This window comes from Capnocytophaga leadbetteri, assembly GCF_003054025.1.
In the GTDB taxonomy this organism is placed as follows: Bacteria; Bacteroidota; Bacteroidia; order Flavobacteriales; family Flavobacteriaceae; genus Capnocytophaga; species Capnocytophaga leadbetteri.
This window is the reverse complement of record NZ_QBKG01000008.1, coordinates 1-25,695: the sequence shown is the minus strand read 5'-3', so window position 1 is coordinate 25,695 and position 25,695 is coordinate 1. Positions and strand designations below refer to the sequence as shown.

Sequence of the window (25,695 nt, the reverse complement as noted above, 5' to 3'; positions counted from 1 at the left end):
ATATTTAATGATTTTTGGAGATATAAAGCAAGTGCGTTAATTTAATAACTCAAAACTACCTTCGAGTAGCTCGGAAAGGCGCTTGCCTTTATCCTCATAAGTAAGGTATGTGGTAACAGTACCTTTTTCAGTATCAATTACTTGGCTTACGGTAGTACCATCATTTTCTACCCAACTGAGAAAATATTGAGTAGGATTAATAGCTTTTAGCGTAAGGGCATTAGTCTGCTCAGCTACTTGTCCTTGAGAGTCGGTAGTTTTCCAATGAAGCTGGTTATCACTGAGGTATTGCACTTCAGCTTTAAGAGAAGGATAAGTAAGGAGGGCTTTTTTGCCTATCAGTACCACTGGTTCTTTAACAGATGCTACTTCGGTAGTAGGGGTAGTTGTATTGACAGGGCAACTTTGGTTGCAATTTTTGTTATTAGGGCAGTTACAGCCTATAAGAGCCGCTGCTACTGCTAAAAACATTAATCTTCTTTTCATTGTGTTTTATTATTAAATTTAATACGGCAAAAGTAGTGTTTTTTTTTTAAATGAGCAAGATTGAAATTTAGCAAATAAATGATTTTAGCTGCTTGCTAATACTTTGATCCTACACTGATCTTACACTAATCCTACACTGATCCTACACTGACTTTACATCATATACTAAGCTGCGCCAGTTCGCTGATTTTCCTACACAAAAGTTTTGGTAGTTTAGGGATTATTTTGTATCTTTGTGCTTTGATAAAACGATGGATTATGGCGCGGACAAATGATAATATTATACTACAAAAAGTCTCTGGAAATATAGGAAAACAGGTGGTGCTGAAGCGGGTACACGGAAAGACGGTCTTATCGAAAATGCCGAAAAAACCTGCTGCCCGCAGTGCCAAGCAGCAGATGTGCGCTCAAGGATTTAAACTGGCTACCGCTTATGCTAAAAGTGTTATGCAAAATCCTGAACTAAAGGCTCTTTACACTGCTGAAGCTAAACGGCGCGGGGTTATCAATGCCTATAATATGGCGCTGTCAGACTGTTTGAGACTGCCTGAAATTAAGGCGATAGATATTGCAAACTATACGGGTAGCAAACAGGGAGAGGTCATAACTATTGAAGTAGCTGATACTTTTAAAGTAGTGGGGGTAACGGTTAGCATTATAAATGATGTGACGATAATAGAAGAGGGAAGCGCTACATTTGTAGATAGTGTGTGGCAGTATGTTACTACGGCACTAAACGCTGCTGCCACTGATAGTAAAGTAGTAGTAACGGCTGTAGATAGGGCTGGAAATAAAATCAATAAATCATTTTAAGATATGAAAAAACTGTATTTTCTTTCGTTTATAGCAGCACTTTTACTAAGTGCGTGCGCTAGACCTGATGATGGAATGCACGACGATTATTCTATGCATTCTAAAGAAAGCAAAGGTGGTCAAGGAGGTATTCAACCTCAAGGTGGCTTAGTGACTGCCGGCGAATGGAACGACTTAGACAACTGGGCTTTCTATCAAAAAACTCTTATGAAAGAGCCATTCAAAGGTTTTCCTGACGATTGGCAAATGTATACCAATCACCGTATAGCAGTAGCTCTAACCGCTAAAAATAAGCCGGCTGCTAATGCTACCGTTACACTCTTTCGAAACGATACCCCCATTTGGACAGCTAAAACCGATAACCTCGGAAGGGCTGAACTGTGGGTAGGAGCTTTTCAGAAAGAAAAGGAACTCAACCCCACCCTACTTCGGCTAAAAGTGAATGAGCAGTGGGTATCTACAGCTACTATCAGCGAAACTCAGGTGAACCGTATTGCCCTTGATGAGACTCTCCCCTCGCCTACTAACCAAGTGCAAATAGCCTTTATGGTAGATGCTACAGGCTCTATGGGCGATGAACTTGAGTTCCTGAAAATGGACTTGAAAAAGGTGATTAATGAGGTACAAAAGACTAATACGCAACTGAAAATCAGTACGGCTACGGTTTTCTATCGCGATGAGGGTGATGAGTATGTGGTAAAACACAGTCTTTTTACTGAAGATATTAACCAGACTACAGAGTTTATCAGCCAACAGCGCGCTGATGGTGGGGGTGATTTCCCTGAAGCGGTAGACAAAGCCCTCGTACAGCTAAACCAACTGCAATGGCAACCTGAGGCACGCACGCGTATCGCTTTCTTAGTACTCGATGCGCCCCCTCATAATAAGCCCGCCGTAATCAGCAGTATACAATACTCAGTGAAAACGGCTGCTGCTAGTGGCATTAAACTCATACCTGTAGTAGCCAGTGGAATAGATAAAACTACTGAGTTTCTGATGCGATTTATAGCGATGTACACCAATGGTACCTATGTGTTTATCACCGACCATAGCGGCATAGGAAACAAGCATTTAGAGCCCAGCGTTGGCGAGTATCAGGTAGAGAAACTAAGCGACCTAATGGTGCGCCTCATCAAAAAATACTCGGAGTAATTTGGCTATTAAAAAAAAATGTTATACTTTTGCGCCCTGAAAATTACGTAATAAAAGAATTAACATTGCAATGAAAAAAGAAATTCACCCAGAATCTTATCGTTTGGTGGCTTTCAAAGATATGTCGAACGACGATATCTTTATCACCAAATCGACAGTAGAGACCAAAGAAACCATTGAAGTAGAAGGGGTAGAGTATCCTTTAGTAAAGTTGGAAATTTCACGCACTTCACACCCTTACTACACAGGTAAATCTAAACTTATTGATACTGCCGGACGTATCGATAAATTTAAAAACAAATACGCTAAGTTTAAAAAATAAGCATAGCAATCGTAAAAAAGGCTGCCTCAGTAATGTGGTAGCCTTTTTTACAATTAGTAAAAAGGAAATTCATACCCCCTATGGACTCACAGTTTCTCATATACCAAAATCAAGAAGGTGATATTAAAATAGATGTACGCTTTGAAGATGAAACAATATGGCTTTCATTAGACCAAATGGCGACTCTTTTTAGCCGTGATAAATCTACTATATCACGACATATTAAAAATATTTTTGAAGAAGGAGAACTATACAGAAATTCAGTTGTTGCAAATTTTGCAACAACTGCTACCGATGGCAAAAACTATCAAGTAGAATATTACAATCTCAATGTGATTATCTCAGTAGGCTATCGGGTAAAATCACAACAAGGAACGCGGTTTCGTATTTGGGCAACTCAACAACTTAAAGAGTATTTAATCAAAGGTTTTGTGCTGAATGACGAGCGTTTTAAGCAAGGTACTGCAATGAATTACTTTGACCAGCTTCAGGAACGCCTCCGCGAAATACGAATCTCTGAACGGTTCTTCTACCAAAAAATCAAAGATATATACAAAACTAGCATAGACTACAACCCTGAGGATGAGAAAACGATAATGTTCTTTAAAGTAGTGCAGAACAAACTCTTATGGGCGGTTAGTAAGCAAACAGCAGCTGAAATAGTGTATAATCGCACCAATGCCTCTTTGCCTCTTTTGGGAATGCAATCGTATGACAAAACAGCTACCACCACTATCAAAAAAAGTGAAGTAAGCATCGCTAAGAACTATCTGAACGAAGAGGAAATAAAGCTTTTAGGCTTGCTTGTGGAACAATATTTGGCTTTTGCCGAAACTATGGCTCAACAGCAAACGCCTATGTATATGAAAGACTGGATATCGCGCCTAGATATTATCCTGCAACTGAATGGTAGAGAGCTCTTGCAACACGCAGGTAAGATTTCACACCAAATGGCTATGGAGAAATCGGCTCTAGAATACGAGAAATACCAAACCCAACAACGACAAATAGAACGTGAGAACAGCCTTAAAGAATTAGAGAGCGACCTGAAACAATTAGTAAATTGACAAATTGGCGATTTTTTTAATTTTATAGTGGGTTTGGCGCAGTATTTGAGGAAGGCAAAAAGGCATAGGTAATAGCTATTCTTTTATAACTTATTATGATACATATAGACGAAAAAATATATCTCTGGTTTATAGCGGTATTGCTGCCGCTGTTGTTTATTTTTGTGGTTTCGCTATGGCGAAAAAAGAAGGCTCAAAGGGCGTTTGCCGATAGTGCGTTGCTCAGACGCTTATCGCCTGACCGTTCTAACTTTAAGCTATGGCTGAAGTGGATATTGCTTTCTGCCGTAGTGGTGCTACTCTGCATAGCTTTAGCTAACCCCAAAATAGGCACTAAAATAGAAACCGTGAAACGCGAAGGGGTAGATATCGTCTTTGCTATTGACGTTTCGAAAAGTATGCTGGCTGAAGATGTAGCCCCTAACCGCTTAGAGAAAGCTAAACGCATCGCCTTTGAGACTATCAATCAGCTAAAAGGCGACCGTGTGGGTATCGTAGCCTATGCGGCAAGTGCTTATCCGCAACTCGCTCTAACTACTGACCATTCGGCTGCCAAAATGTTTCTGCAGAGTATGAATACTAATATGCTATCGTCGCAAGGTACTGCTATTCAGGAGGCTATACGTATGGCAACCAACTATTTTGACGATAAAAGTACTACCTCGCGTTTGCTCTTTATCATCTCTGACGGTGAAGACCACGAAATGGGAGCTACCGAAATTGCTGCTGAAGCACAAGAAAAGGGCATACACATCTACACTATAGGAGTAGGTACTGAAAAAGGAAGTCCGATACCGATGCGCGAACTGGGCGAACAGAGTTACAAACGCGACCGCAATGGCGAGGTGGTTATCACACGGCTGAACAAAGAGTTGCTACAACAGATAGCTATAAATGCTGGCGGACAGTACCTAAACGGCGATAATACCCAAGAGGCTGTTAGCCAAATAGAAAAGATATTAGAAGGCACCGAGAAAAGTCAGTTTGACACACAGAAGTTTGTAGATTTTAAAGACCAGTTTCAGTGGTTTTTAGCAGGAGCGTTATTGCTGTTGGTGCTTGACCTTTTTATCTTTGAAAGAAAAACACAATGGGTAAAGCGTCTTAATTTGTTTAATGAACGAAAAAAGTAAGTATCTGTATGAAAAATATTCTTTTTATAGTCTTAACCTTTATGAGTATAGGCAGTTTTACACAAAGCAAAGAGGAAAAAGAGGCGCTAAAAGCGGCTATGAACTCTAAAAAGCTGACCTATCAGGGTAATGAATCATTGAAAGGTGATAAACCTACCCAAGCTGAGGTAGATTATCGGAATGCTATAGCTGAAGATAATACGAACCTGACTGCCCAATACAACTTGGGCACATTGTTGTACAAGCAAAAAAACTACGGAGAAGCCTTTGCTCAGCTGATGAAAGCGGCGAATGCTAAACAGATGTCGGAAGCTGAAAGACACCAAATCTTTCATAACTTAGGAAATGCTTTTATGAAAGAAAAGACCTATGACAAGGCTGTATTGGCGTATAGAGAAGCCCTCAGATACAACCCTACTGACGAGGAAACGCGCTATAACTTGGCAGTAGCTAATGAAATGCTTAAGAAAAATCCGCCTAAAAACAACAATAAGGACAACAAAGATAACAAGGATAATAAAGACAATAAAGACAACAAGGATAAAAATCAATATAACAAGGACAACAAAGATAAAAATCAGGATAAGAAAGACGATAAAGATAAAAACAAGGATAATAAGGACAACAAAGACAATAAAGACAAGAATAAGGATAATAAAGACAAGAATAAGGATAATAAAGACAAAGACAATAAGGACAATAAAGATAAGGATAAAGACAACAAAAACGGCAAAGATAAGGACAACAAAGACCAGAATAAGGACAATAAAGACGACCAACAGGGGTCTAAAGAGCAAGGCGGACAGCCACGACCTTCGTCTTTATCGCCTGAACAGATGGAGCGTATCCTTGAAGCTATGAACAATGAGGAGCGCAAAACTCAAGATAAAGTAAACGGACAAAAAGTAAGAGGACAGCGCGCCAAATCTGAAAAAGATTGGTAAGAGCAAATAGCATTTTGTCTTTTAACATAAATAATTTAAGCAATGAAATATAGATTAATACTCTTTATAACCTTTTTAGTACAAAGCCTCTATGCCCAAAATATAGAGTTTAAAGCCAATGTGAGCAAGAACACCTTAGGTGCTAATGAGCGGGTGCGCATAGAGTTTACGATGAACAAAAACGGCGATAACTTTACTCCGCCCTCTTTTCAGGATTTTGCGGTGGTAATGGGGCCTTCGCAGTCCGTTTCTGAATCGTGGATTAATGGCGTGCGTTCTTTTTCAAAGACTTACATCTATATACTACAACCTAAAGCCAAAGGTAAATTCACCATAGGGCAAGCCTCGATAGATATTGATGGGAGAACCTACAAGACAGCCCCTATCGCTATCACCGTAACAGAAGCTGTCGCTGCTCCGTCTATAGATAAGACGAGCAATGATGTAGCCAAAGAAAGTCTGTTTTTACTGGCTGAAGTTTCTAAGCCCAATCCTTATCTGAATGAGGCAGTAAGCGTAACCTATCGCCTATACGTAGGCAGCAATGTAGCCCTAAACGACCTACAATGGCTGACAGTACCTAAGTTTCCTAACTTCTGGAGTCAAGAGATAAAAATGCAGGAGTATGAGATAGGCGACTGCAGCTATCAGGGACGCAACTATCGCTGCATAGTAGTGAAAAAAGTAGTACTCTACCCACAAAAAACAGGTACTATCACCCTCGAACCCCTCACTATGGACGCAGTACTGAGTGTGCCTACTAATCAGCGTGATTTCTTTGGCAGAATGATGTATGAACAAGTATCGCGCAGGGTAACCTCAGGCAATAAGACTATCAACGTAAAAGACCTACCTGAGGAAGGCAAACCTGATAACTTTAGCGGAGCGGTAGGCGACTTCTCTTTTGCCGTAACCCCTAACAAGCAAAACCTAAAAGGCAACGAAAGTATGCAGGTAAAAGTAGAAGTATCGGGCAGTGGTAACCTAAAACTGTTCGACCTACCTAAGCCCACTTTCCCTTCCTCATTAGAAGTATATGCTCCTGAGCAAAATGACGACATCAGCACTACCCTTGCTGGTATGAAAGGGCGTATAGAGCAAACTTACACCATTGTACCTCAGTACAAAGGCAAATACCCTATCAGCGGTGTGGCTTTCTCTTACTTCAACCCCAACACTCATAAATACGAAACTATAAAAACAGACGAGCTGTGGATAGATGTAACCGAAGGAGCTGCTAATGAAGACACTCCTACTGATGTGGCTAACGATAACAACCTGCCGAGCAGTCACTTCCGCGCACAACAGCCTAACACAGGCCTTGTAGCGATGCATCAGCCTGCCTTCTTTGGTTCGGTGCGCTACTATCTATACCTACTCTTGCCACTATTGCTGATACCTATCGCCCTAATAGCTTGGCGCATTAGACAGCGTCGCGCAGGAGATATAGAAGGAGCAAAAGTGCGTACTGCCAATCGCTTGGCTAAGAAATACCTAAGTGAAGCTAAACGCAAACTCGCTGACAAAGACCACTTCTATGAGGCTTTAGAACGTGCGCTACACAACTATCTGAAAGCTAAACTGAAGATAGAAACTACTGAAATGAGCAAGGAGAAAATAAACGAATTGCTATTGGCACGCCACGCGGCACCAGAGACCGTAGAACGCTTTATTCAGCTATTAGCTAACTGCGAAATGGCGCGCTACTCGCAGCACCACACCGATGCTTCAGTAGAAAGTGATTTTGGCAATGCCGTGCAAGTGATAACAGAATTAGACAAACAAGTAAAAAAATAAGCTTAGCGATGAAGTACCTTATAACTCTAATATGCCTTGCTATAGCCACTATAGGCAGGGGGCAAGACCAAGATAATTTTGACAAAGCTACTACGCTCTACCAAAAGGGAGACTACACCCAAGCGGCTGCGGTGTACTCATCGATATTGAAGTCAGGCAAAGAGTCATCGGCTTTGTACTACAACTTAGGCAACACTTATTACAAGCTGAACAATGTGCCTGAAAGTATCTATTATTACGAAAAGGCACTGCAGCTTGACCCTGAAAATGCCGATGCGAAAAACAATCTGATATTTGCTAACCAAATGAAAGTAGATGCCATCACCCCTCTACCCAAAACGTGGGTGCGCCAACTAAGCGATGGTATCGTAGGGCTTTTTAGCGCTCATACGTGGGCGGTACTTTCGATTATAGGAGTTTTTGCTTTTGTGTTGAGTTTTTTGCTCTACTATTTCGTAGAGCGCACTGCACTAAAGCGCACTTTTTTCAGTCTGATGTTAGTATTTTTGTTTTTTGCGATAGGTAGTTACACCTTAGCGCACTTCTGCCATAAGCAAGTTAGCCAAACACAATACGCTATTCTTTTTGACAAAACTGTACGCGTATTTTCAGATGCTAATGCCTACAGCAGCGAGGTAATGCAGCTGCACGAAGGTACAAAAGTAGAGATTATAGAAGATGCTAAAGACTGGGTAAAGATACGGTTGGTTAATGGCAAAACAGGCTGGACAAAAGTAGGCAGTCTTAGAAAACTGTAAGTAGCTTTTGAAGACTTTGGTCAGCGGTAAGACCGTCCATAGCAATAATATGGGTAGCCTGAGCGTAGTACGGATTGCGTTCGAAGAGGTGCTTGCGTATGAACTCTTCTAAATCAATCTCCTTGATTTGGGCGAGCAGAGGTCGGTGGTCTTTCTCCTGCAAAAGACGCTGGGTAAGGGATTGAGGTTGGTATTTTAGATAAATACTCGTTGCTCCAGAGGCTTTGATAAGGGGCATATTATTGCCAAAGCAAGGCGTACCTCCGCCCAAAGAAAGTACCATATCCTCTTCTTTTTGGAGGACTTCTTGCAAGTAAAGCGCTTCTTTCTTGCGGAAATAAATCTCTCCTTTATTTTTAAAAATATCGGGTACGGAACATTTTTCACGCTTAGCGATATAAGCATCGAGGTCGATAAAAGAAATGTTTTTAGCAGTGGCGAGGGCTCTTCCGAGGGTAGATTTACCGCTTCCCATATAGCCAATAAGAATTATTTTCATTTTATAAACTGTTGTATAGTAAGGGTTTGAAAAAATTATTTAAAATAAAGTGCAAAAATAATACTTTTTTTCTTGGTACATAAAAAAAATGTTGTATCTTTGCACCCGCAAACAAGGAAATACTTTTGAGTAAAACCGACTCGGTAGCTCAGCTGGTAGAGCACGACACTCTTAATGTTGGGGTCCTGGGTTCGATCCCCAGCCGGGTCACTAAGGATTTTAAAAGTTTGTTTTTCATTTTATTGATGACTTGGTAGCTCAGTTGGTAGAGCACAACACTTTTAATGTTGGGGTCCTGGGTTCGAGCCCCAGCCAGGTCACATAGTTATACAGTTTGTTTATTTATTTGATGACTTGGTAGCTCAGTTGGTAGAGCACAACACTTTTAATGTTGGGGTCCTGGGTTCGAGCCCCAGCCAGGTCACATTTTTTAATGTTAGTAGCCTACGTGGAGAAATTGGTAGACTTGCCATCTTGAGGGGGTGGTGCTCGTTAGGGCGTGCTGGTTCGAATCCAGTCGTAGGCACATTGCTACTCCATAATATGGCTTATTTATAAAATAAAGACTTTGAGAAAGTTAAAACTTTTTTAAGGTCTTTTTCTTTTAATCTTTCGACTTTTATTTTCCATACTTCTTATTTTACACTCTCTTTTTTATTTTTAACATTTATGAGCTTTTTTGTTAAAAAAAACAAGTTTTCTTGTACATTTAATTTTCTTTTTATAACTTTGCGAAAGAATTTAAAACTAATAGACTATGGAAAACACAGCCAAATTAATCTTTGAAGGAAAAGAATTTGAATTTCCTATTGAAGTAGGAACTGAAAATGAAAAAGCTATCAACATTGAGAAGCTACGTGCCCTCACGGGGCTTATTACTTTAGATTCGGGGTATAAAAATACTGGATCTTGCAAGAGTGCCATCACTTTCTTAGATGGCGAGCGCGGTATATTGCGCTATCGCGGCTATAATATTGAAGATTTGGCAGCTAATGCCGAGTTTTTAGAGGTAGCCTATCTGCTTATCTTTGGCGAACTCCCTACTGCTGAAGAGTACGACCACTTCAAAAAAACCATTCACAAGTACACTATAGTGCACGAGGATATGCGCCACATTATTGATGGCTTTCCTAGATCGGCACACCCTATGGGGGTACTCTCTTCGGCTACCAGTGCGCTTACCGCTTTCAATCCTGTGCCTGTGAATGTGAAATGCAACAAAGATGTGTATCAAGCTGTCTGCAAGGCTATCGCTAAATTTACCATTATCGCTACGTGGGTGTACCGCAAACGTGAAGGATTACCTTTGAATTATTACAAAAATTCTAAGGGGTATATAGAAAATATCTTGCGTTTGTTCTTCGAAATCCCTTCTGAGGAGTACTCTATCAATCCTACTATAGTGAGCGCGCTAAACAAGTTGCTTATACTACACGGCGACCACGAACAAAACTGCTCGACTTCTACCGTGCGCTTAGTAGGTTCGTCAGAAGCAGGGCTTTTTGCAAGTATTTCATCGGGGGTTTCTGCCCTATGGGGGCGCCTGCACGGAGGGGCTAACCAAGCGGTGATAGAGATGCTTGAAGAAATTAAAGCTGATGGAGGCGATGTAGATAAGTTTATCAACAAAGCTAAAGACAAAAACGACCCATTCAGATTAATGGGCTTTGGACATCGCGTGTATAAGAACTTCGACCCACGTGCTAAAATCATCAAGAAAGCAGCCGACGATGTACTGCACGCTTTAGGTATAGACGACCCTATTTTTGACATTGCTAAACATTTGGAAAAAGTGGCCTTAGAAGATGAATACTTCAAAAGTCGTAACCTCTACCCTAATGTAGATTTCTACTCTGGTATTATCTACAAAGCATTGGGTATGCACTTAGAGATGTTTACGGTACTCTTTGCTATCGGAAGACTGCCTGGTTGGATTGCACAATGGAAAGAAATGAGGCAAGGAGGCGAACCTATAGGCAGACCTCGCCAAATATACACTGGTGCTAAAGAAAGAGCTTTTGTAGCTTTAGACAAACGATAACCCAAAGACCCTAAAATTATGAAGCAAATCATCTATACGAAAACAGACGAAGCTCCTTTTTTAGCTACTCATTCGCTATTGCCTATTATTCAGCGTTTCTGTCAATCGTCAGGTGTACATTTTGAACTAAAAGACATCTCGCTGGCAGGGCGTATTTTGGCAGCTTTCCCTGATTTTTTAAAGGAAGAACAGAGAGTGGAAGATGCGCTACAACAGTTGGGCGAATTGGCTAAAAAGCCTGAAGCTAATATTATCAAGCTGCCCAATATTAGTGCCTCTGTACCTCAGCTAAAAGCAGCTATAGCCGAGCTGCAATCACAGGGCTATGCGCTGCCTGATTATCCTGAAGCACCAACTTCGGAGGTAGAGAAAAGCGTCAAAGAACGATATGACAAAGTGAAAGGTAGCGCTGTAAATCCTGTGCTAAGAGAGGGTAACTCTGACAGGCGAGCCCCTAAGGCAGTAAAGCAATACGCCAAAACACACCCACACAGTATGGGAGCGTGGGAAAGCCACTCGAAAACGGCTGTTGCCACTATGCAGGAAGGCGATTTTTACCATAACGAGCAGTCCGTAACCTTTGATAAAGCTGATAAAGTACGTATTGAACTACACACCTCCCAAGGGAAGGTAATCAGTATGAAAACTGATATAGCGGTACAAGCCAAAGAGATTATCGATGCTACCCTAATGAGCAAAAAAGCGTTACTTTCTTTCTATAAAGAACAATTTGCTCGTGCCAAAAAAGAAGGTCTTTTGCTATCATTACACTTGAAAGCTACGATGATGAAAGTGTCAGACCCTATCCTTTTTGGTTATGCTGTCGAAACGCTCTTTGCCCCCGTACTAAGTAAGTATGCCGACACCTTTAAAGCTATAGGGGTAAATGTACGCAATGGACTTTCAGACTTACTAACCAAAGTAAGCACCTTGCCTGCTGATACTCAGAAAGCTATACAGCACGACCTTGATGAAGTATGGGCTAACGCTCCCGCTATTGCAATGGTAAATTCAGAAAAAGGCATCAGCAACCTACACTACCCTAACGATGTGATAGTAGATGCCTCAATGCCTGCTATGATACGCAATTCGGGCAAAATGTGGAACGCTGAAGGCAAAACACAAGATACCTTAGCTGTATTGCCTGACAGCAGTTACGCTGGCATTTACCAAGTAGTGATAGACTTTTGTAAGGCGCACGGTGCTTTTGACCCACGCACAATGGGCTCTGTAGCCAACGTAGGACTAATGGCACAGAAAGCTGAGGAATACGGCTCGCACGACAAGACTTTTGAAGTACCTGAAGAGGGAGAAATGCAAGTAATTGGTGAGAGTGGCACTGTATATTTATCGCAACACGTAGCGGCAGGCGATATCTGGCGTATGTGTATGGTAAAAGATGCTCCCGTAGAAGATTGGGTAAAGCTCGCTGTGAAACGCGCTAAAGCTACTAATACCCCTGCTATCTTCTGGCTTGATGCAAAACGAGCTCACGATGCTGAGCTTATTAAGAAAGTGAAGCTATATCTTAGTAAGTGTGATACGGAGGGGTTAGATATACAAATACTCGCTCCTGAAGCTGCGATACTCTTTACCTTAGAGCGCACGAAAAAAGGCGAGGATACTATATCAGTAACAGGCAATGTTTTGCGCGATTACCTTACCGATTTGTTTCCTATCTTAGAATTAGGCACGAGTGCTAAAGTACTTTCGATAGTACCGCTAATGAACGGAGGGGGATTGTTTGAAACAGGTGCTGGAGGTTCTGCTCCTAAATTGGCAGAACAACTGTTTGCTGAAAATCACCTGCGCTGGGATTCGTTAGGCGAGTTTTTAGCTTTAGGAGCCTCATTAGAGCATTTTGCTACTACCTATCAGAATACAAAAGCGTTGGTGTTAGCTCAAACCCTTGATGAGGCAACTGGTAAAGTGTTGGAGAACAACCGCTCGCCAGAGTCGGCAGTAGGTACTTTAGACAATAGAGGAAGTCATTTTTACTTAGCTCTCTATTGGGCTGAAGCCTTAGCAGCTCAAAAACAGGACAAAGCATTAGCAGAAGAGTTTGCCCCCATAGCTAAAGCCCTTGCTACAAATGAAAAGGCTATCATAGCTGAACTGACAGCAGTACAAGGGCAAAAAATAGACTTACACGGCTATTATCACCCTAGTACAAAGCGCACTTCGGCAGTGATGCTTCCTAGCAGTACTTTTAGGAGTATTTTAGGACTATAAAAACAACTATAAAAAACACTAATAACAACTTAAAACTAACTATTATGGCATTTGACATTGAAATGATCAAAAAGGTATATGCCCATATACCCGAAAGAGTAGATAAAGCAAGAGAAATAGTAGGAAGACCACTAACATTAGCTGAAAAAATACTATATGCACACCTATGGGAGGCTACCCCTCAGAAAGCCTTTGAACGCGGCAAAGATTATGTAGATTTTGCCCCAGACCGCATAGCCTGTCAGGACGCTACTGCCCAAATGGCACTACTGCAATTTATGCACGCGGGTAGTGCAAAGGTAGCCGTACCCACTACAGTACACTGCGACCACCTTATTCAAGCAAAAGTAGGTGCCGCTACTGACCTAAAAGTAGCTACTGAACAATCTAAAGAAGTATTTGACTTCCTTTCGTCTGTATCGAATAAGTACGGCATCGGGTTTTGGAAACCTGGAGCAGGTATTATTCACCAGATAGTATTAGAGAACTACGCTTTCCCAGGGGGTATGATGATAGGTACCGACTCGCACACTGTAAATGCAGGTGGCTTAGGTATGCTAGCAATAGGCGTAGGAGGTGCTGATGCTGTAGATGTAATGGCAGGAATGGCGTGGGAACTTAAATTCCCTAAACTAATAGGAGTGAAACTCACCGGAAAACTCAGCGGCTGGACAGCCCCTAAAGATGTTATTCTGAAAGTAGCTGACCTGCTAACCGTAAAAGGAGGCACTGGAGCTATAGTAGAATACTTTGGTGAGGGTGCTCAATCGTTGTCGTGCACTGGTAAAGGTACTATTTGCAATATGGGGGCTGAAATAGGAGCTACAACTTCTACTTTTGGCTATGATGACGCTATGCGTCGCTACCTGCGTGCCACTGGTAGAACAGAAGTAGTAGAAGCAGCTGACAAGATTGCCTCTTACCTAACTGCCGACCCTGAAGTATATGCTAACCCTGAAAAGTACTTCGACCAACTGATAGAAATCGACCTAAACACACTCGAACCTTATATCAATGGGCCTTTCACCCCTGATAGAGGTACCCCTGTATCTAAAATGAAAGAAGTGGCTAAAGAAAATGGTTGGCCTCTAAAAGTAGAATGGGGATTGATAGGCTCTTGTACCAACTCATCATACGAAGATTTGACCCGTGCTGTATCGGTAGTTAAGCAAGCTGCAGCCTTAGGTATTACACCTCAAGCCTCTTTTGGTATCAACCCTGGTTCTGAGCAAATACGTTATACAGTGCAGCGCGATGGCATCATAGAAGCCTTTGAGCAGTTGGGCACCAAAGTATTTACTAATGCTTGTGGCCCTTGTATAGGACAGTGGAGTCGTGAAGGAGCAGAAAAACAAGAGAAGAACACTATAGTACACTCTTTTAACCGCAACTTCTCTAAACGTGCTGACGGCAACCCTAATACTCACGCCTTTGTAGCCTCTCCTGAAATGGTAGCTGCTCTTGCTATAGCTGGTAGGTTAGACTTCAACCCTATAACAGACAGCCTACTGAACAACAAAGGAGAAGCTGTTAGGTTTGCCCCACCAGAAGGAGAAGAACTACCCGCTAAAGGTTTTTCGGTAGACGACCCTGGTTATCAGGCTCCAGCAGCCGATGGTAGCCAAGTGCAGGTGATAGTATCGCCTACTTCTTCGCGCTTGCAATTGCTATCGCCTTTCCCTGCTTGGGACGGCAAGAACATCACAGGAGCAAAGCTACTTATTAAGGCGCAAGGCAAATGTACTACTGACCACATATCGATGGCAGGACCTTGGCTGAAATTTAGAGGTCATTTAGACAATATCTCTAACAATATGCTTATAGGAGCTGTAAATGCCTTTAACGGTAAGACAAACTATGTGAAAAACCAATTGACGGGCGAGTATGACGAAGTACCTAAAGTGCAACGAGCATACAAGGCAGCAGGTATCCCCAGCATAGTAGTAGGTGACCAAAACTACGGCGAGGGCTCCTCTAGAGAACACGCCGCTATGGAACCACGCCACTTAGGAGTAAAAGCAGTATTAGTAAAGTCGTTTGCGAGGATTCATGAAACTAACCTGAAGAAACAAGGTATGCTAGCCCTCACCTTTGCTAATGAGGCTGATTATGACAAAATACAAGAAGACGATGTAATCAACTTTTTAGACCTTACTGATTTTGCACCTAATAAGCCTTTGCACTTAGAATTCGTACATAGTGATGGTAGCAAAGATATAATAAAATGCCTCCATACCTATAACGACTCGCAAATAGCGTGGTTTAGAGCTGGTAGTGCCCTAAACTTAATTGCAGCAAAAAGTAAATAATTCATAGCATATCAACAAAAAAGAGCCTTGCAAATGGTTTTGCAAGGCTCTTTTTTTATTCAAAATTATCAATCTCTACTTTCAAGTTATTGATGATAAAATCTTGTCGGTCAGGGGTGTTTTTACCCATATAAAAATCTAAAAGCTGTTCGATATGAATGGTTTTATCAAGCATTACAGGATCTAAACGGATATCTTCGCCAATAAAATCTTTAAACTCATCTGGAGAAATTTCACCCAACCCCTTGAAACGGGTAATTTCAGGCTTCCCTTTGAGCTTCGCTATAGCAGCTTGCTTTTCTTCTTCACTATAACAATATATTTTCTCATTCTTATTGCGCACACGGAAAAGAGGCGTTTGCAGTATATACAAATGTCCTTCCTTGATAATCTCGGGGAAGAACTGCAAAAAGAAAGTGGTAAGTAGTAAGCGGATGTGCATTCCGTCGACATCGGCATCGGTGGCAATGACAATGTTGTTGTAACGGAGGTCATCCATAGAGTCTTCGATATTTAAAGCAGCTTGCAAGAGGTTAAACTCCTCGTTTTCATAGACTATCTTCTTTGTCATTCCATAGGTATTGAGCGGCTTACCTCGCAACGAAAAGACCGCTTGGGTATTGACATCGCGGGACTTAGTGATAGAACCCGATGCTGAATTTCCCTCTGTAATAAAGAGCGTACTCTCTAAATTGCGTTTGTTTTTTGTATCGGTAAGGTGTATGCGGCAATCGTTTAGTTTTTTATTGTGTAAGTTTGCTTTTTTAGCTCTTTCTTTAGCCAATTTTCTGATACCAGCAAGGTCTTCACGTTCGCGTTGCGCTTCCATAATTTTGCGCAAAATAGCATCGGCTACTTCATTGTTCTTATGTAGATAATCGTCTAAATGACGGGTTACAAAATCATTGATATAGGTGCGCACTGAGGGCATCCCTTCGCCCATTTCGGTAGAACCAAGCTTCGTTTTGGTCTGGCTTTCAAATACAGGCTCCATCACTTTGATAGAAAGCCCGGCAATGATAGACTTGCGCACATCAGAGGGGTCGAAGTTCTTCTTATAAAAATCGCGGATGGTCTTTACGTACGCCTCCTTGAAAGCATTGAGGTGCGTACCCCCTTGTGTAGTGTTTTGTCCGTTTACAAAAGAATAATACTCCTCGCTGTACTGGGTTTTGCTGTGCGAAATAGCTACCTCAATATCCTCGCCTTTGAGGTGAATGATTGGATAAAGGAAATCCTCTTCGTTATTGTTCTCAGTGAGGAGGTCTTTAAGTCCGTTTTCTGAATAGTATTTTTCGCCGTTATAATTAATCGTAAGCCCAGGGTTGAGGTATACGTAGTTTTTGAGCATACGCACTACGTATTCGTTGCGGAACTTGAAGTTTTTGAAAATAGTATCATCAGGAATAAAAGCAACACTCGTGCCTCGTCTTTTCTGACTTTCTTCTATCGGAGACTCTTCTTTTATAATTCCCCTTTCAAAAGAAGCTGACTTAGTTTGGTTGTCGCGTACTGATTCCACTTTAAAATAAGACGAAAGGGCATTTACTGCCTTAGTACCCACCCCATTAAGTCCGATAGACTTTTTGAAAGCGCGCGAATCGTACTTGCCCCCAGTATTCATTTTAGAAACTACATCGACTACCTTGCCCAAAGGAATACCGCGCCCATAGTCGCGTACTTCTACCTTATTATCGCTGATTTTCACATCGATAGTCTTGCCGGCACCCATAATAAACTCGTCTATACTGTTATCGAGTACCTCTTTGAGGAGTACGTAGATACCGTCATCGGCAGAAGAGCCATCGCCGAGCTTTCCGATATACATACCGGGGCGCAAACGCACATGTTCTAAGGGGTCGAGCGTTTGGATACTGTCTTCGTCATATCTTATTTCTTCCATAATGATTTTTATATGTTCGGGGGCAAAGATACGAACTAATTTGCCAATTTGCCAATTTGCTAATGAGATTTTTTGCCCAATAAGGCGTTTATTAGACAATTATTTTTCGCTCATTTATCGCTAATCCTTCGCTCATCGTTCGCTCATCGTTCGCTCTTCCTATACTCTTCCTATAGCGATTGTATAGGGAAGATGGCTGGAGAATTTTTTTCTAAGTTTTGCATTTACCAAAGAAAGTTGTATCTTTGTGGCATCAAATTATAAAACGATAAAAAACGATGAATACCCAACAACTTACTGACCTTACTACCCAAGTGCGTAGAGATATATTGCGAATGGTACACAAGGTAAATTCGGGACACCCTGGTGGCTCTTTGGGCTGCGCTGAGTTCTTAGTATGCCTATACAACGAGGTGATGGACTTTAAACTTCCTTTTAGTATGGACGGGAAAGACGAAGACCTTTTCTTCTTATCTAACGGACATATTTCGCCTGTGTTCTACAGTGTACTGGCTCGTAGAGGGTTCTTCCCTATAAAAGAACTCAACACTTTCCGCTTGCTTAATTCGCGTTTGCAAGGGCACCCTACTCCGCACGAAGGTTTGGAGGGAGTACGTGTGGCTTCGGGCTCTTTAGGACAAGGGCTTTCGGTAGCTATAGGAGCGGCTTTGGCTAAGAAACTAAACGGCGATAAGCATTTGGTTTATACCCTACACGGCGATGGGGAGCTACAGGAAGGACAGATATGGGAGGCGGCAATGTACGCTGGTGGCAAAGGGGTGGATAACCTCATCGCTACGGTTGATTACAACCAAAAACAGATTGATGGTCCTACTGATAAGGTACTGCCTTTGGGTGACCTTCGCGCTAAATGGGAAGCCTTTGGTTGGCTGGTAATTGACATTGAAAAGGGCAATGATATTAGTGCTATCTTGAAAGGCTTGGCAGAAGCTAAAGCGCTGACTGGCAAGGGCAAACCTGTTTGTATCTTGCTACATACCGAAATGGGTAATGGTGTAGATTTTATGATGGGTACTCACGCTTGGCACGGCAAGGCTCCTAATGACGAACAATTAGCGAAAGCCTTGGCACAGAATGCTGATACGTTGGGAGATTACTAATTTGTCGATTTGTCAATTTGACGATTTGACAATTAGCAAATTAGCAGATTAGAGAATTAGCAAATTAGGAAAAACATTAAACTTTGTCAAACCATAGCTACATAGGCATTAAGGACTTTGACAAAGTTTTTTTATCATCAAAAATTATGTACAAAATTGCTACTTGGAATGTAGAACGCCCTAAAAAAAGTACTGAAAAAACGGCTCTAGCTGTAGCTAAAATAAAAGAAGTGAATGCTGATATTTTAGTACTTACTGAAAATGCTACTAGTATATCATTAACTGAATTATATCCTTTTTCTGTTCATTCTTTATCTTATGAAAGAACTCCTGAAGAACATTGGGTGTCTATCTTCTCTAAATGGGAAATCATTCGACAAATACAAACTTTTGATAACTATCGAACAGCTTGTGCTGTAATAAAAGCTCCTTTTAGAGACATTACTGTATTTGGCACTATTATTCCTTATCATCAAGCGGGTGTATCAGGAGTTAGATATGGAAATTTAGGATATAAACAATGGGAATACCACGAAAAAGATTTGCACCAACAAGCTAAAGATTGGAAACGCATTGCAGAAGAGACACAAATACCCTTATGGGTAATGGGTGATTTTAACCAAAGTAGATATAACCATAAAGGCTATGGTACTGAAAAAGTAAGACTACTGCTCTCTGATTATCTCAATAAACTACATTTAACTTGTGTAACAGAAGGAGACCTCTCCCCTTTTCTGCATCCTGACCCAATTAAAAATAAGATAAGAAACAACATTGACCATATTTGTGTTTCTAATTCTTTACTAGAAGAAATGAAACAATATAAGGTGGGTGCTTGGGATCATTTCAATGAAGAAGGGAAATATATGTCTGACCACAATGGGGTTTTTATCAGTTTTGAGTTATAAAATTTGTCAGTAAATATATTTTAATTATTTTTGCGGTGAAAAGAGCAAATCAGCTTATCGCTACGCAAGTAGAGGAAAGTCTGGACACCACAGAGCATCATAGCGGGTAACGCCCGTCCGCCGCGAGGCGAGGACAAGTGCAACAGAAAGAATGTATGGGTAATGCCATAGTGAAATCAGGTAAACTCTATGAGGTGCAACGCCGCGTAAACCAGCGTTTGAGGGTTGCTCGCCCAATTGTTGGAGGGTAGGCGGTTAGAGCTAATGAGCAATTATTAGTCGAGATAAATGATAAGCACTTATCAGCAATGATAAGAACAGAATCCGGCTTATGATTTGCTCTTTTTACTTTAAAATACAAAAGGCTGTCATCGTAATGATGACAGCCTTTTTGCTTTTATTAGGTTTTTACTATCGTTTGAGATATAACCAACCTACTTCACTTCGTTTTTGTCTATTCTCATCGACGTATTCGATGACATAATAGTAAGTACCTTGTGGTAACTTATCTGAAGTTTCTACTACTACCCTACCATTAGAGAAGCCTCTAAATACGCGAGTCACGTTGTTATAACCTTCTATTTCAAACACTTTTACTCCCCAACGGTTATAAATACGTACCACATTGTCTGGGTAACGATTTATGCCTGCGATATGGAAGTGTTCGTTCTTACCATCGCCATCTACCGACATACCATTATAAGGTATTAACTTGCTTATTACCTCGATAGTTACGGTAGCTGAAGCACAACCATCGGTATTGCAAAGCTCATACACAAAGGTATCAATACCCTCAAAACCTGTATGTGGACGGTATTCGATAGTGCCGTCAGGATTTACTACTGTTGTACCATTAGTAGGATTGGTTACTACATTAGGTGCTGTAGCTCCGTTTGGTGTATCGTTAGCAAGTACATTTACCGCTACTGGTGTATCTATAGGAGTAGTAGTACGATCATCGGCTGCTACTGGCAATACTGGAGCAGTGCTGGTAGTTGTACCAGTTACTGTCACTACTATATCTGCTGTATCGCATACCGTTGAACTTGCTACTGCACAAATCTTATAACTGATAGTATAAGTACCCGCTGGGGTATTTGGTGCTACCGTTATCGTGCCGTTAGGATTCAACGTGAAGCCTGTTGGGGTAGCCGTAGTCCAAGTAAGCGTTACTGAGCTAATGCTTGGGTTTGGTACGCCGTTTAGCTTATCGTTAGTAAGTACACTTGAGGTGGTTCCTCCGGTAGTACTGCTTACTGTTGCTACATCGTCATTAGCTTCGATAGTTGTTGGCGTTGTGGTGCTGGTGGTTGTACCAGTTACCGTTACTACTATGTTAGCGTTATCGCATACCGTTGGACTTGCTACTGCACAAATCTTATAGCTGATTGTATAAGTACCCGCTGGGGTATTAGGTGCTACCGTTATCGTGCCGTTAGGATTCAACGTGAAGCCTGTTGGGGTAGCGGTATTCCAAGTAAGCGTTACTGAGCTGATGCTTGGGTTCGGTACACCGTTCAACTTATCGTTAGTAAGTACGCTTGAGGTGGTTCCTCCGGTAGTACTGCTTACTGTTGCTACATCGTCATTAGCTTCGATAGTAGTTGGCGTGGTGGTGCTGGTAGTGGTACCAATTACTGTCACTACTATGTTAGCGGTATCGCATACCGTTGAACTTGCTACTGCACAAATCTTATAGCTGATAGTATAAGTACCCGCTGGGGTATTAGGTGCTATCGTTATCGTGCCGTTAGGATTCAACGTGAAGCCTGTTGGGGTAGCGGTATTCCAAGTAAGCGTTACTGAGCTAATGCTTGGGTTTGGTACACCGTTCAACTTATCGTTAGTAAGTACACTTGAGGTGGTTCCTCCAGTAGTGCTGCTTACTGTCGCTACATCGTCATTAGCTTCGATAGTAGTTGGCGTGGTTGTGCTGGTAGTTGTACCAGTTACCGTTACTACTATGTTAGCGTTATCACATACCGTTAAACTTGCTACTGCACAAATCTTATAGCTGATAGTATAAGTACCCGCTGGGGTATTAGGCGCTACTGTTATCGTGCCGTTAGGATTCAACGTGAAGCCTGTTGGAGTAGCCGTAGTCCAAGTAAGCGTTACTGAGCTAACACTTGGGGTTGGCACACCGTTCAACTTATCGTTTGTAAGTACACTTGAGGTAGTTCCTCCGGTAGTGCTGCTTACAGTTGCTACATCATCATTAGCTTCGATAGTTGTTGGCGTTACAGGAGTTAATACAGTAATAGTAAGGGTTGCTGTATCGCAGTTGCTTGAGTTCAATTTCTCACAAATACGGTAAGTTACTGTATAAGTACCTGATGCTGTACCTGCTGGTACTCTTACAGTTCCGTCAGTATTGGTTTGTAAGCCTGATGGTACTGTTAGCCAAGTAAGCGTTACTGAACTAGTACTTGGGTTGTTATTACCATTCAAGCTATCGTTAGTCAATACACTTGAGGTGGTTCCTCCAGTAGTGCTGCTTACGGTTGCTACATCGTCATTAGCTTCGATAGTTGTTGGCGTTGTTGTACTTGTTGTTGTACCAGTTACCGTTACTACTATGTTAGCGTTATCGCATACTGTTGAACTTGCTACTGCACAAATCTTATAGCTGATAGTATAAGTACCCGCTGGGGTATTAGGTGCTACCGTTATCGTGCCATTAGGATTCAACGTGAAGCCTGTTGGAGTAGCCGTATTCCAAGTAAGCGTTACTGAGCTGATGCTTGGGCTTGGTACACCGTTCAACTTATCGTTAGTAAGTACACTTGAGGTGGTTCCTCCAGTAGTGCTGCTTACGGTTGCTACATCGTCATTAGCTTCGATAGTTGTTGGCGTTGTTGTACTTGTTGTTGTACCAGTTACCGTTACTACTATGTTAGCGTTATCGCATACTGTTGAACTTGCTACTGCACAAATCTTATAGCTGATAGTATAAGTACCCGCTGGGGTATTAGGGGCTATCGTTATCGTGCCATTAGGATTCAACGTGAAGCCTGTTGGAGTAGCCGTATTCCAAGTAAGCGTTACTGAGCTGATGCTTGGGTTCGGTACACCGTTCAACTTATCGTTGGTAAGTACGCTTGAGGTGGTTCCTCCGGTAGTGCTGCTTACTGTCGCTACATCGTCATTAGCTTCGATAGTTGTTGGCGTTGTTGTACTTGTTGTTGTACCAGTTACCGTTACTACTATGTTAGCGTTATCGCATACTGTTGAACTTGCTACTGCACAAATCTTATAGCTGATAGTATAAGTACCCGCTGGGGTATTAGGGGCTATCGTTATCGTGCCATTAGGATTCAACGTGAAGCCTGTTGGAGTAGCCGTATTCCAAGTAAGCGTTACTGAGCTGATGCTTGGGTTCGGTACACCGTTCAACTTATCGTTGGTAAGTACGCTTGAGGTGGTTCCTCCGGTAGTGCTGCTTACTGTCGCTACATCGTCATTAGCTTCGATAGTTGTTGGCGTTGTTGTGCTGGTAGTGGTACCAGTTACTGTTACTACTATATCTGCTGTATCGCATACCGTTGAACTTGCTACTGCACAAATTTTATAACTGATAGTATAAGTACCCGCTGGGGTATTAGGAGCTACTGTTATCGTGCCGTTAGGATTCAACGTGAAGCCTGTTGGAGTAGCGGTATTCCAAGTAAGCGTTACTGAGCTAATGCTTGGGTTCGGTACGCCGTTCAACTTATCGTTAGTAAGTACACTTGAGGTAGTTCCTCCGGTAGTGCTGCTTACAGTTGCTACATCATCATTAGCTTCGATAGTTGTTGGCGTTACAGGAGTTAATACAGTAATAGTAAGGGTTGCTGTATCGCAGTTGCTTGAGTTCAATTTCTCACAAATACGGTAAGTTACTGTATAAGTACCTGATGCTGTACCTGCTGGTACTCTTACAGTTCCGTCAGTATTGGTTTGTAAGCCTGATGGTACTGTTAGCCAAGTAAGCGTTACTGAACTAGTACTTGGGTTGTTATTACCATTCAAGCTATCGTTAGTCAATACACTTGGAGTTGTACCGCCAGTAAGTCCGTTAGTAACAGTATAAGTATCGTCTTTAGCAACTATTGGCGTACTATTTACTTTGATGACACTTGTTTTAGTTACTGTATTTCCTTGAGGGTCTTTTCCTACAAAGGTTACTGTTACTACTGATGTGTTGCACCAGTTCGTTGGTTTTACAGCTGCAAAATCGTGAGTAAGTGTAGCCGTACCACAAGTATCGGTAACAGTAGCTTGGTTAAGCCAATTGCTTACTACTGTATCGATATTGGTAGCTGTACAAGTTACTGTTAAAGCAGTTGGAACTGTAAGCGTTACTGTATTACTAAACACAATCGTTACGACTACTTTATCAGTTTCGCAAACAGCATTAAAGCGGCTCACCTTATAAGTATCAGTAGTAGAGAGAGATTCAGTATTATCTGTTACTAAAGTACCGTTTTTATAAACTCTTACGGTAGCTGTATCAGTTGCTATTTTTGCTTTGAGATCAGTTATTGTAGCAGCTGCACATAAAGTATAAGTTTTGCCCGTAGCTGGTGCTTCTAAAATATTAACTGTATAACTGAATGTTACTGTGCTAGCAGCACAAACAAGTCCTTGGGCTACTACTCGGTAAGAGCCTGCATGCTGAGCATCAATAGATGGTATTACCAACTGAGGAGCGCTAGTAGTTACCGTAGTTCCGTTAGGATATTTCCACTGATAAGCGGTTGCTCCCAACGAATGCAAGGTAATAGTTACTGTCTCTCCTTTGCAATAAGCCGTTTGTAATGGTGTAGCCAACGCCAATTGTGGGTTGTTGAGTGGTGTGATAGGCAACTCTTTCCAAACAGGATCTGTTGGACATTCTGAATCGGTGATTTTCACCCAACGACTATTTTGTCCTCCAGTGAAAGTACCCAAATTAGTAAAGGTAACTGCAGTACCCTTAGCAGCGGTTTTGCTTTCGATAAGAGTGCCGTTTTTCACGTTGTACAAATCGTATTGGTAGTTGCCAGAACCGCCAATACCATTGATGGCTTTCACGACAATTTTACCAGTATTATCTTCACATTTGTAGCCTATATAGCCATTTCTATCGAAGTTGAGTAGCACATCATCTATACTGATAGTGAAAGTGCGTACACAACCATTGGTGCCATTGCTTGATATATAGGTGGATATATCTTGCTCATTGCTATTAGTAACATCTATTTTTCCTCCATATACAAAAGTATAGCTACCTTCAGAATTTTGGTTTCTCGGCAAGGAGAAATACTGGTTGGCAGAACTTGCATCATTAGGATTATAAACTGCTTTGATATATCTCTTACCTGCTATTACTTGAGCTAAATTACTACTTACTGTCACATCTTCTTCAGCAATACCATCAGGGCGTTTATAAAGGTAGACATACACACTTCTGTTTTTATTTTCAGCTTTCAACCAATCAAAAGTAGGATTACCTCTAAATGGATAAACTCTTACTTTAGCACAGTCGGTTTCTGTTTTAGGTGTTAATGGCTTTTCTTGGTAAGATGGATAAACGAGATTAAATTCCTCTTTAGAATCATCTCTTCCACTATACACATAGGTTACCTTTCCACAAAGATCCTCTACTTTAATTTTGTAAGTACCTTCAGGTAATGAGAAGTTTTGTGTTAAATCATCTTGGTTATGTGTGGCCATAATATTAGTAATCACTTTAGATGGATTCTGATATTTTATGGTAACAGTTTCGTTTAGTTTAAGCTTACCTGGTTCCTCTACATAACCTGCTGGAGCCTCAAGGAGAGTAACCTTAAAGCCATTCATAGACAATATAGACCCCCATTGCTTTTGCCTAAAGTATATATCAATTCTTCCTTTAGGAACCTCATTACTTCCAAAACATCTAGTTTCTTGAGTATAGCTTCCTCCTGGTCGCACCGTGTTGTAAAAAGTATTATACGTTTCTTTTTTAGTTACTGTTTGTCCATCTACAGATGTAAAGGTTACTTCATACTCTTGGTCTGCCTTGAAAGGTTGTCCATTATCCAAAGTAGTTATTTTCTTTCTTTCACGAGCACTATGTCATATCCTAAAATAGGTTTACACTAAAATAGGAAAAAAATATGACAAAAGGGCGAGCAGAGATAGTTCGGTACAGTGATTGCTTTAAGAGAGCTGTCATAGAAGAAATAGAGAAAAAAGGCTTAAGTA

General features: G+C 41.4%; 17 protein-coding genes, 4 tRNA genes and 1 other RNA gene. 18 read left to right on the top strand and 4 right to left on the bottom strand.

Annotated elements, in window-relative coordinates; translation table 11 throughout:
- Positions 1–36: 36 nt before the first annotated feature.
- Positions 37–486, bottom strand: coding sequence for a MoaF-related domain-containing protein (locus C8P65_RS07790; protein WP_107782322.1), 450 nt, complete (start codon positions 484–486; stop codon positions 37–39).
- Between the two features lie 258 nt (positions 487–744).
- Here C8P65_RS07790 and C8P65_RS07785 point away from each other — a divergent pair, with 258 nt between their 5' ends.
- The 8 genes from C8P65_RS07785 (at position 745) to C8P65_RS07750 (ending at position 8,472) form a co-directional block, all read left to right on the top strand.
- Positions 745–1,299 carry a hypothetical protein gene (locus tag C8P65_RS07785; protein ID WP_107782321.1) on the top strand — a complete coding sequence of 185 codons (555 nt, stop codon included), beginning with the start codon at positions 745–747 and terminating at the stop codon, positions 1,297–1,299.
- 3 nt (positions 1,300–1,302) lie between these two features.
- Positions 1,303–2,451 (top strand): vWA domain-containing protein, encoded by a 1,149-nt coding sequence (locus C8P65_RS07780; RefSeq protein WP_107782320.1) that lies wholly within the window; start codon positions 1,303–1,305, stop codon positions 2,449–2,451.
- A gap of 70 nt (positions 2,452–2,521) precedes the next feature.
- A complete protein-coding gene (locus tag C8P65_RS07775; RefSeq protein WP_009391080.1) occupies positions 2,522–2,773 on the top strand; it encodes a type B 50S ribosomal protein L31 in 252 nt (83 codons plus the stop codon).
- Positions 2,774–2,853: 80 nt separating this feature from the next.
- Entirely contained in the window at positions 2,854–3,840 is a 987-nt protein-coding gene (locus C8P65_RS07770) for a virulence RhuM family protein (RefSeq protein ID WP_107782319.1), read from the top strand.
- Positions 3,841–3,935: 95 nt separating this feature from the next.
- Positions 3,936–4,973 (top strand): vWA domain-containing protein, encoded by a 1,038-nt coding sequence (locus C8P65_RS07765; RefSeq protein ID WP_107782318.1) that lies wholly within the window; start codon positions 3,936–3,938, stop codon positions 4,971–4,973.
- Between the two features lie 8 nt (positions 4,974–4,981).
- Positions 4,982–5,917, top strand: coding sequence for a tetratricopeptide repeat protein (locus C8P65_RS07760; protein WP_107782317.1), 936 nt, complete (start codon positions 4,982–4,984; stop codon positions 5,915–5,917).
- A 42-nt stretch (positions 5,918–5,959) separates the two neighbouring features.
- On the top strand, positions 5,960–7,714 hold the full coding sequence (locus C8P65_RS07755; RefSeq protein ID WP_107782316.1) for a BatD family protein: 1,755 nt from the start codon (positions 5,960–5,962) through the stop codon (positions 7,712–7,714).
- Between the two features lie 8 nt (positions 7,715–7,722).
- A complete protein-coding gene (locus C8P65_RS07750) occupies positions 7,723–8,472 on the top strand; it encodes a tetratricopeptide repeat protein (protein ID WP_107782315.1) in 750 nt (249 codons plus the stop codon).
- On the opposite strand, the gene C8P65_RS07745 is transcribed toward C8P65_RS07750, so the two are convergent.
- Positions 8,459–8,971, bottom strand: coding sequence for a shikimate kinase (locus C8P65_RS07745; RefSeq protein WP_107782314.1), 513 nt, complete (start codon positions 8,969–8,971; stop codon positions 8,459–8,461). The genes C8P65_RS07750 and C8P65_RS07745 overlap by 14 nt on opposite strands.
- A 137-nt stretch (positions 8,972–9,108) precedes the next feature.
- On the opposite strand from C8P65_RS07745, the gene C8P65_RS07740 reads away from it, so the two are divergent.
- The 7 genes from C8P65_RS07740 to C8P65_RS07710 all read left to right on the top strand — a co-directional run bounded on the left by C8P65_RS07740 (position 9,109) and on the right by C8P65_RS07710 (position 15,553).
- Positions 9,109–9,181, top strand: a tRNA-Lys gene (locus C8P65_RS07740).
- Positions 9,182–9,218: 37 nt separating this feature from the next.
- Positions 9,219–9,291, top strand: a tRNA-Lys gene (locus tag C8P65_RS07735).
- 31 nt (positions 9,292–9,322) lie between these two features.
- Positions 9,323–9,395 (top strand) — tRNA-Lys (locus C8P65_RS07730).
- Positions 9,396–9,413: 18 nt separating this feature from the next.
- Positions 9,414–9,497 (top strand) — tRNA-Leu (locus C8P65_RS07725).
- Between the two features lie 231 nt (positions 9,498–9,728).
- On the top strand, positions 9,729–11,012 hold the full coding sequence (locus C8P65_RS07720; protein ID WP_107782313.1) for a citrate synthase: 1,284 nt from the start codon (positions 9,729–9,731) through the stop codon (positions 11,010–11,012).
- Positions 11,013–11,030: 18 nt separating this feature from the next.
- Positions 11,031–13,244, top strand: a complete 2,214-nt coding sequence (locus C8P65_RS07715; protein ID WP_107782312.1) for an NADP-dependent isocitrate dehydrogenase — start codon at positions 11,031–11,033, stop codon at positions 13,242–13,244.
- Positions 13,245–13,288: 44 nt separating this feature from the next.
- Complete coding sequence (locus C8P65_RS07710) at positions 13,289–15,553, top strand: aconitate hydratase (RefSeq protein WP_107782311.1); 2,265 nt, start codon at positions 13,289–13,291, stop codon at positions 15,551–15,553.
- A gap of 55 nt (positions 15,554–15,608) precedes the next feature.
- Here C8P65_RS07710 and C8P65_RS07705 read toward each other — a convergent pair whose 3' ends face one another.
- Positions 15,609–17,456, bottom strand: coding sequence for a DNA topoisomerase IV subunit B (locus C8P65_RS07705; protein WP_107782310.1), 1,848 nt, complete (start codon positions 17,454–17,456; stop codon positions 15,609–15,611).
- A gap of 278 nt (positions 17,457–17,734) precedes the next feature.
- On the opposite strand from C8P65_RS07705, the gene C8P65_RS07700 reads away from it, so the two are divergent.
- From C8P65_RS07700 to rnpB, 3 genes are all read left to right on the top strand, one after another.
- Positions 17,735–18,577, top strand: a complete 843-nt coding sequence (locus C8P65_RS07700) for a transketolase (protein WP_107782309.1) — start codon at positions 17,735–17,737, stop codon at positions 18,575–18,577.
- A gap of 146 nt (positions 18,578–18,723) precedes the next feature.
- Positions 18,724–19,485 carry an endonuclease/exonuclease/phosphatase family protein gene (locus tag C8P65_RS07695; RefSeq protein ID WP_107782308.1) on the top strand — a complete coding sequence of 254 codons (762 nt, stop codon included), beginning with the start codon at positions 18,724–18,726 and terminating at the stop codon, positions 19,483–19,485.
- 41 nt (positions 19,486–19,526) lie between these two features.
- An RNA gene (gene rnpB / locus C8P65_RS07690) (RNase P RNA component class A) lies at positions 19,527–19,832 on the top strand.
- A gap of 64 nt (positions 19,833–19,896) precedes the next feature.
- On the opposite strand, the gene C8P65_RS07685 is transcribed toward rnpB, so the two are convergent.
- The gene (locus tag C8P65_RS07685; protein WP_107782307.1) at positions 19,897–25,533 is read right to left on the bottom strand and encodes an Ig-like domain-containing protein; all 5,637 of its coding nucleotides are present in this window, start codon (positions 25,531–25,533) and stop codon (positions 19,897–19,899) included.
- Positions 25,534–25,695: the final 162 nt, after the last annotated feature.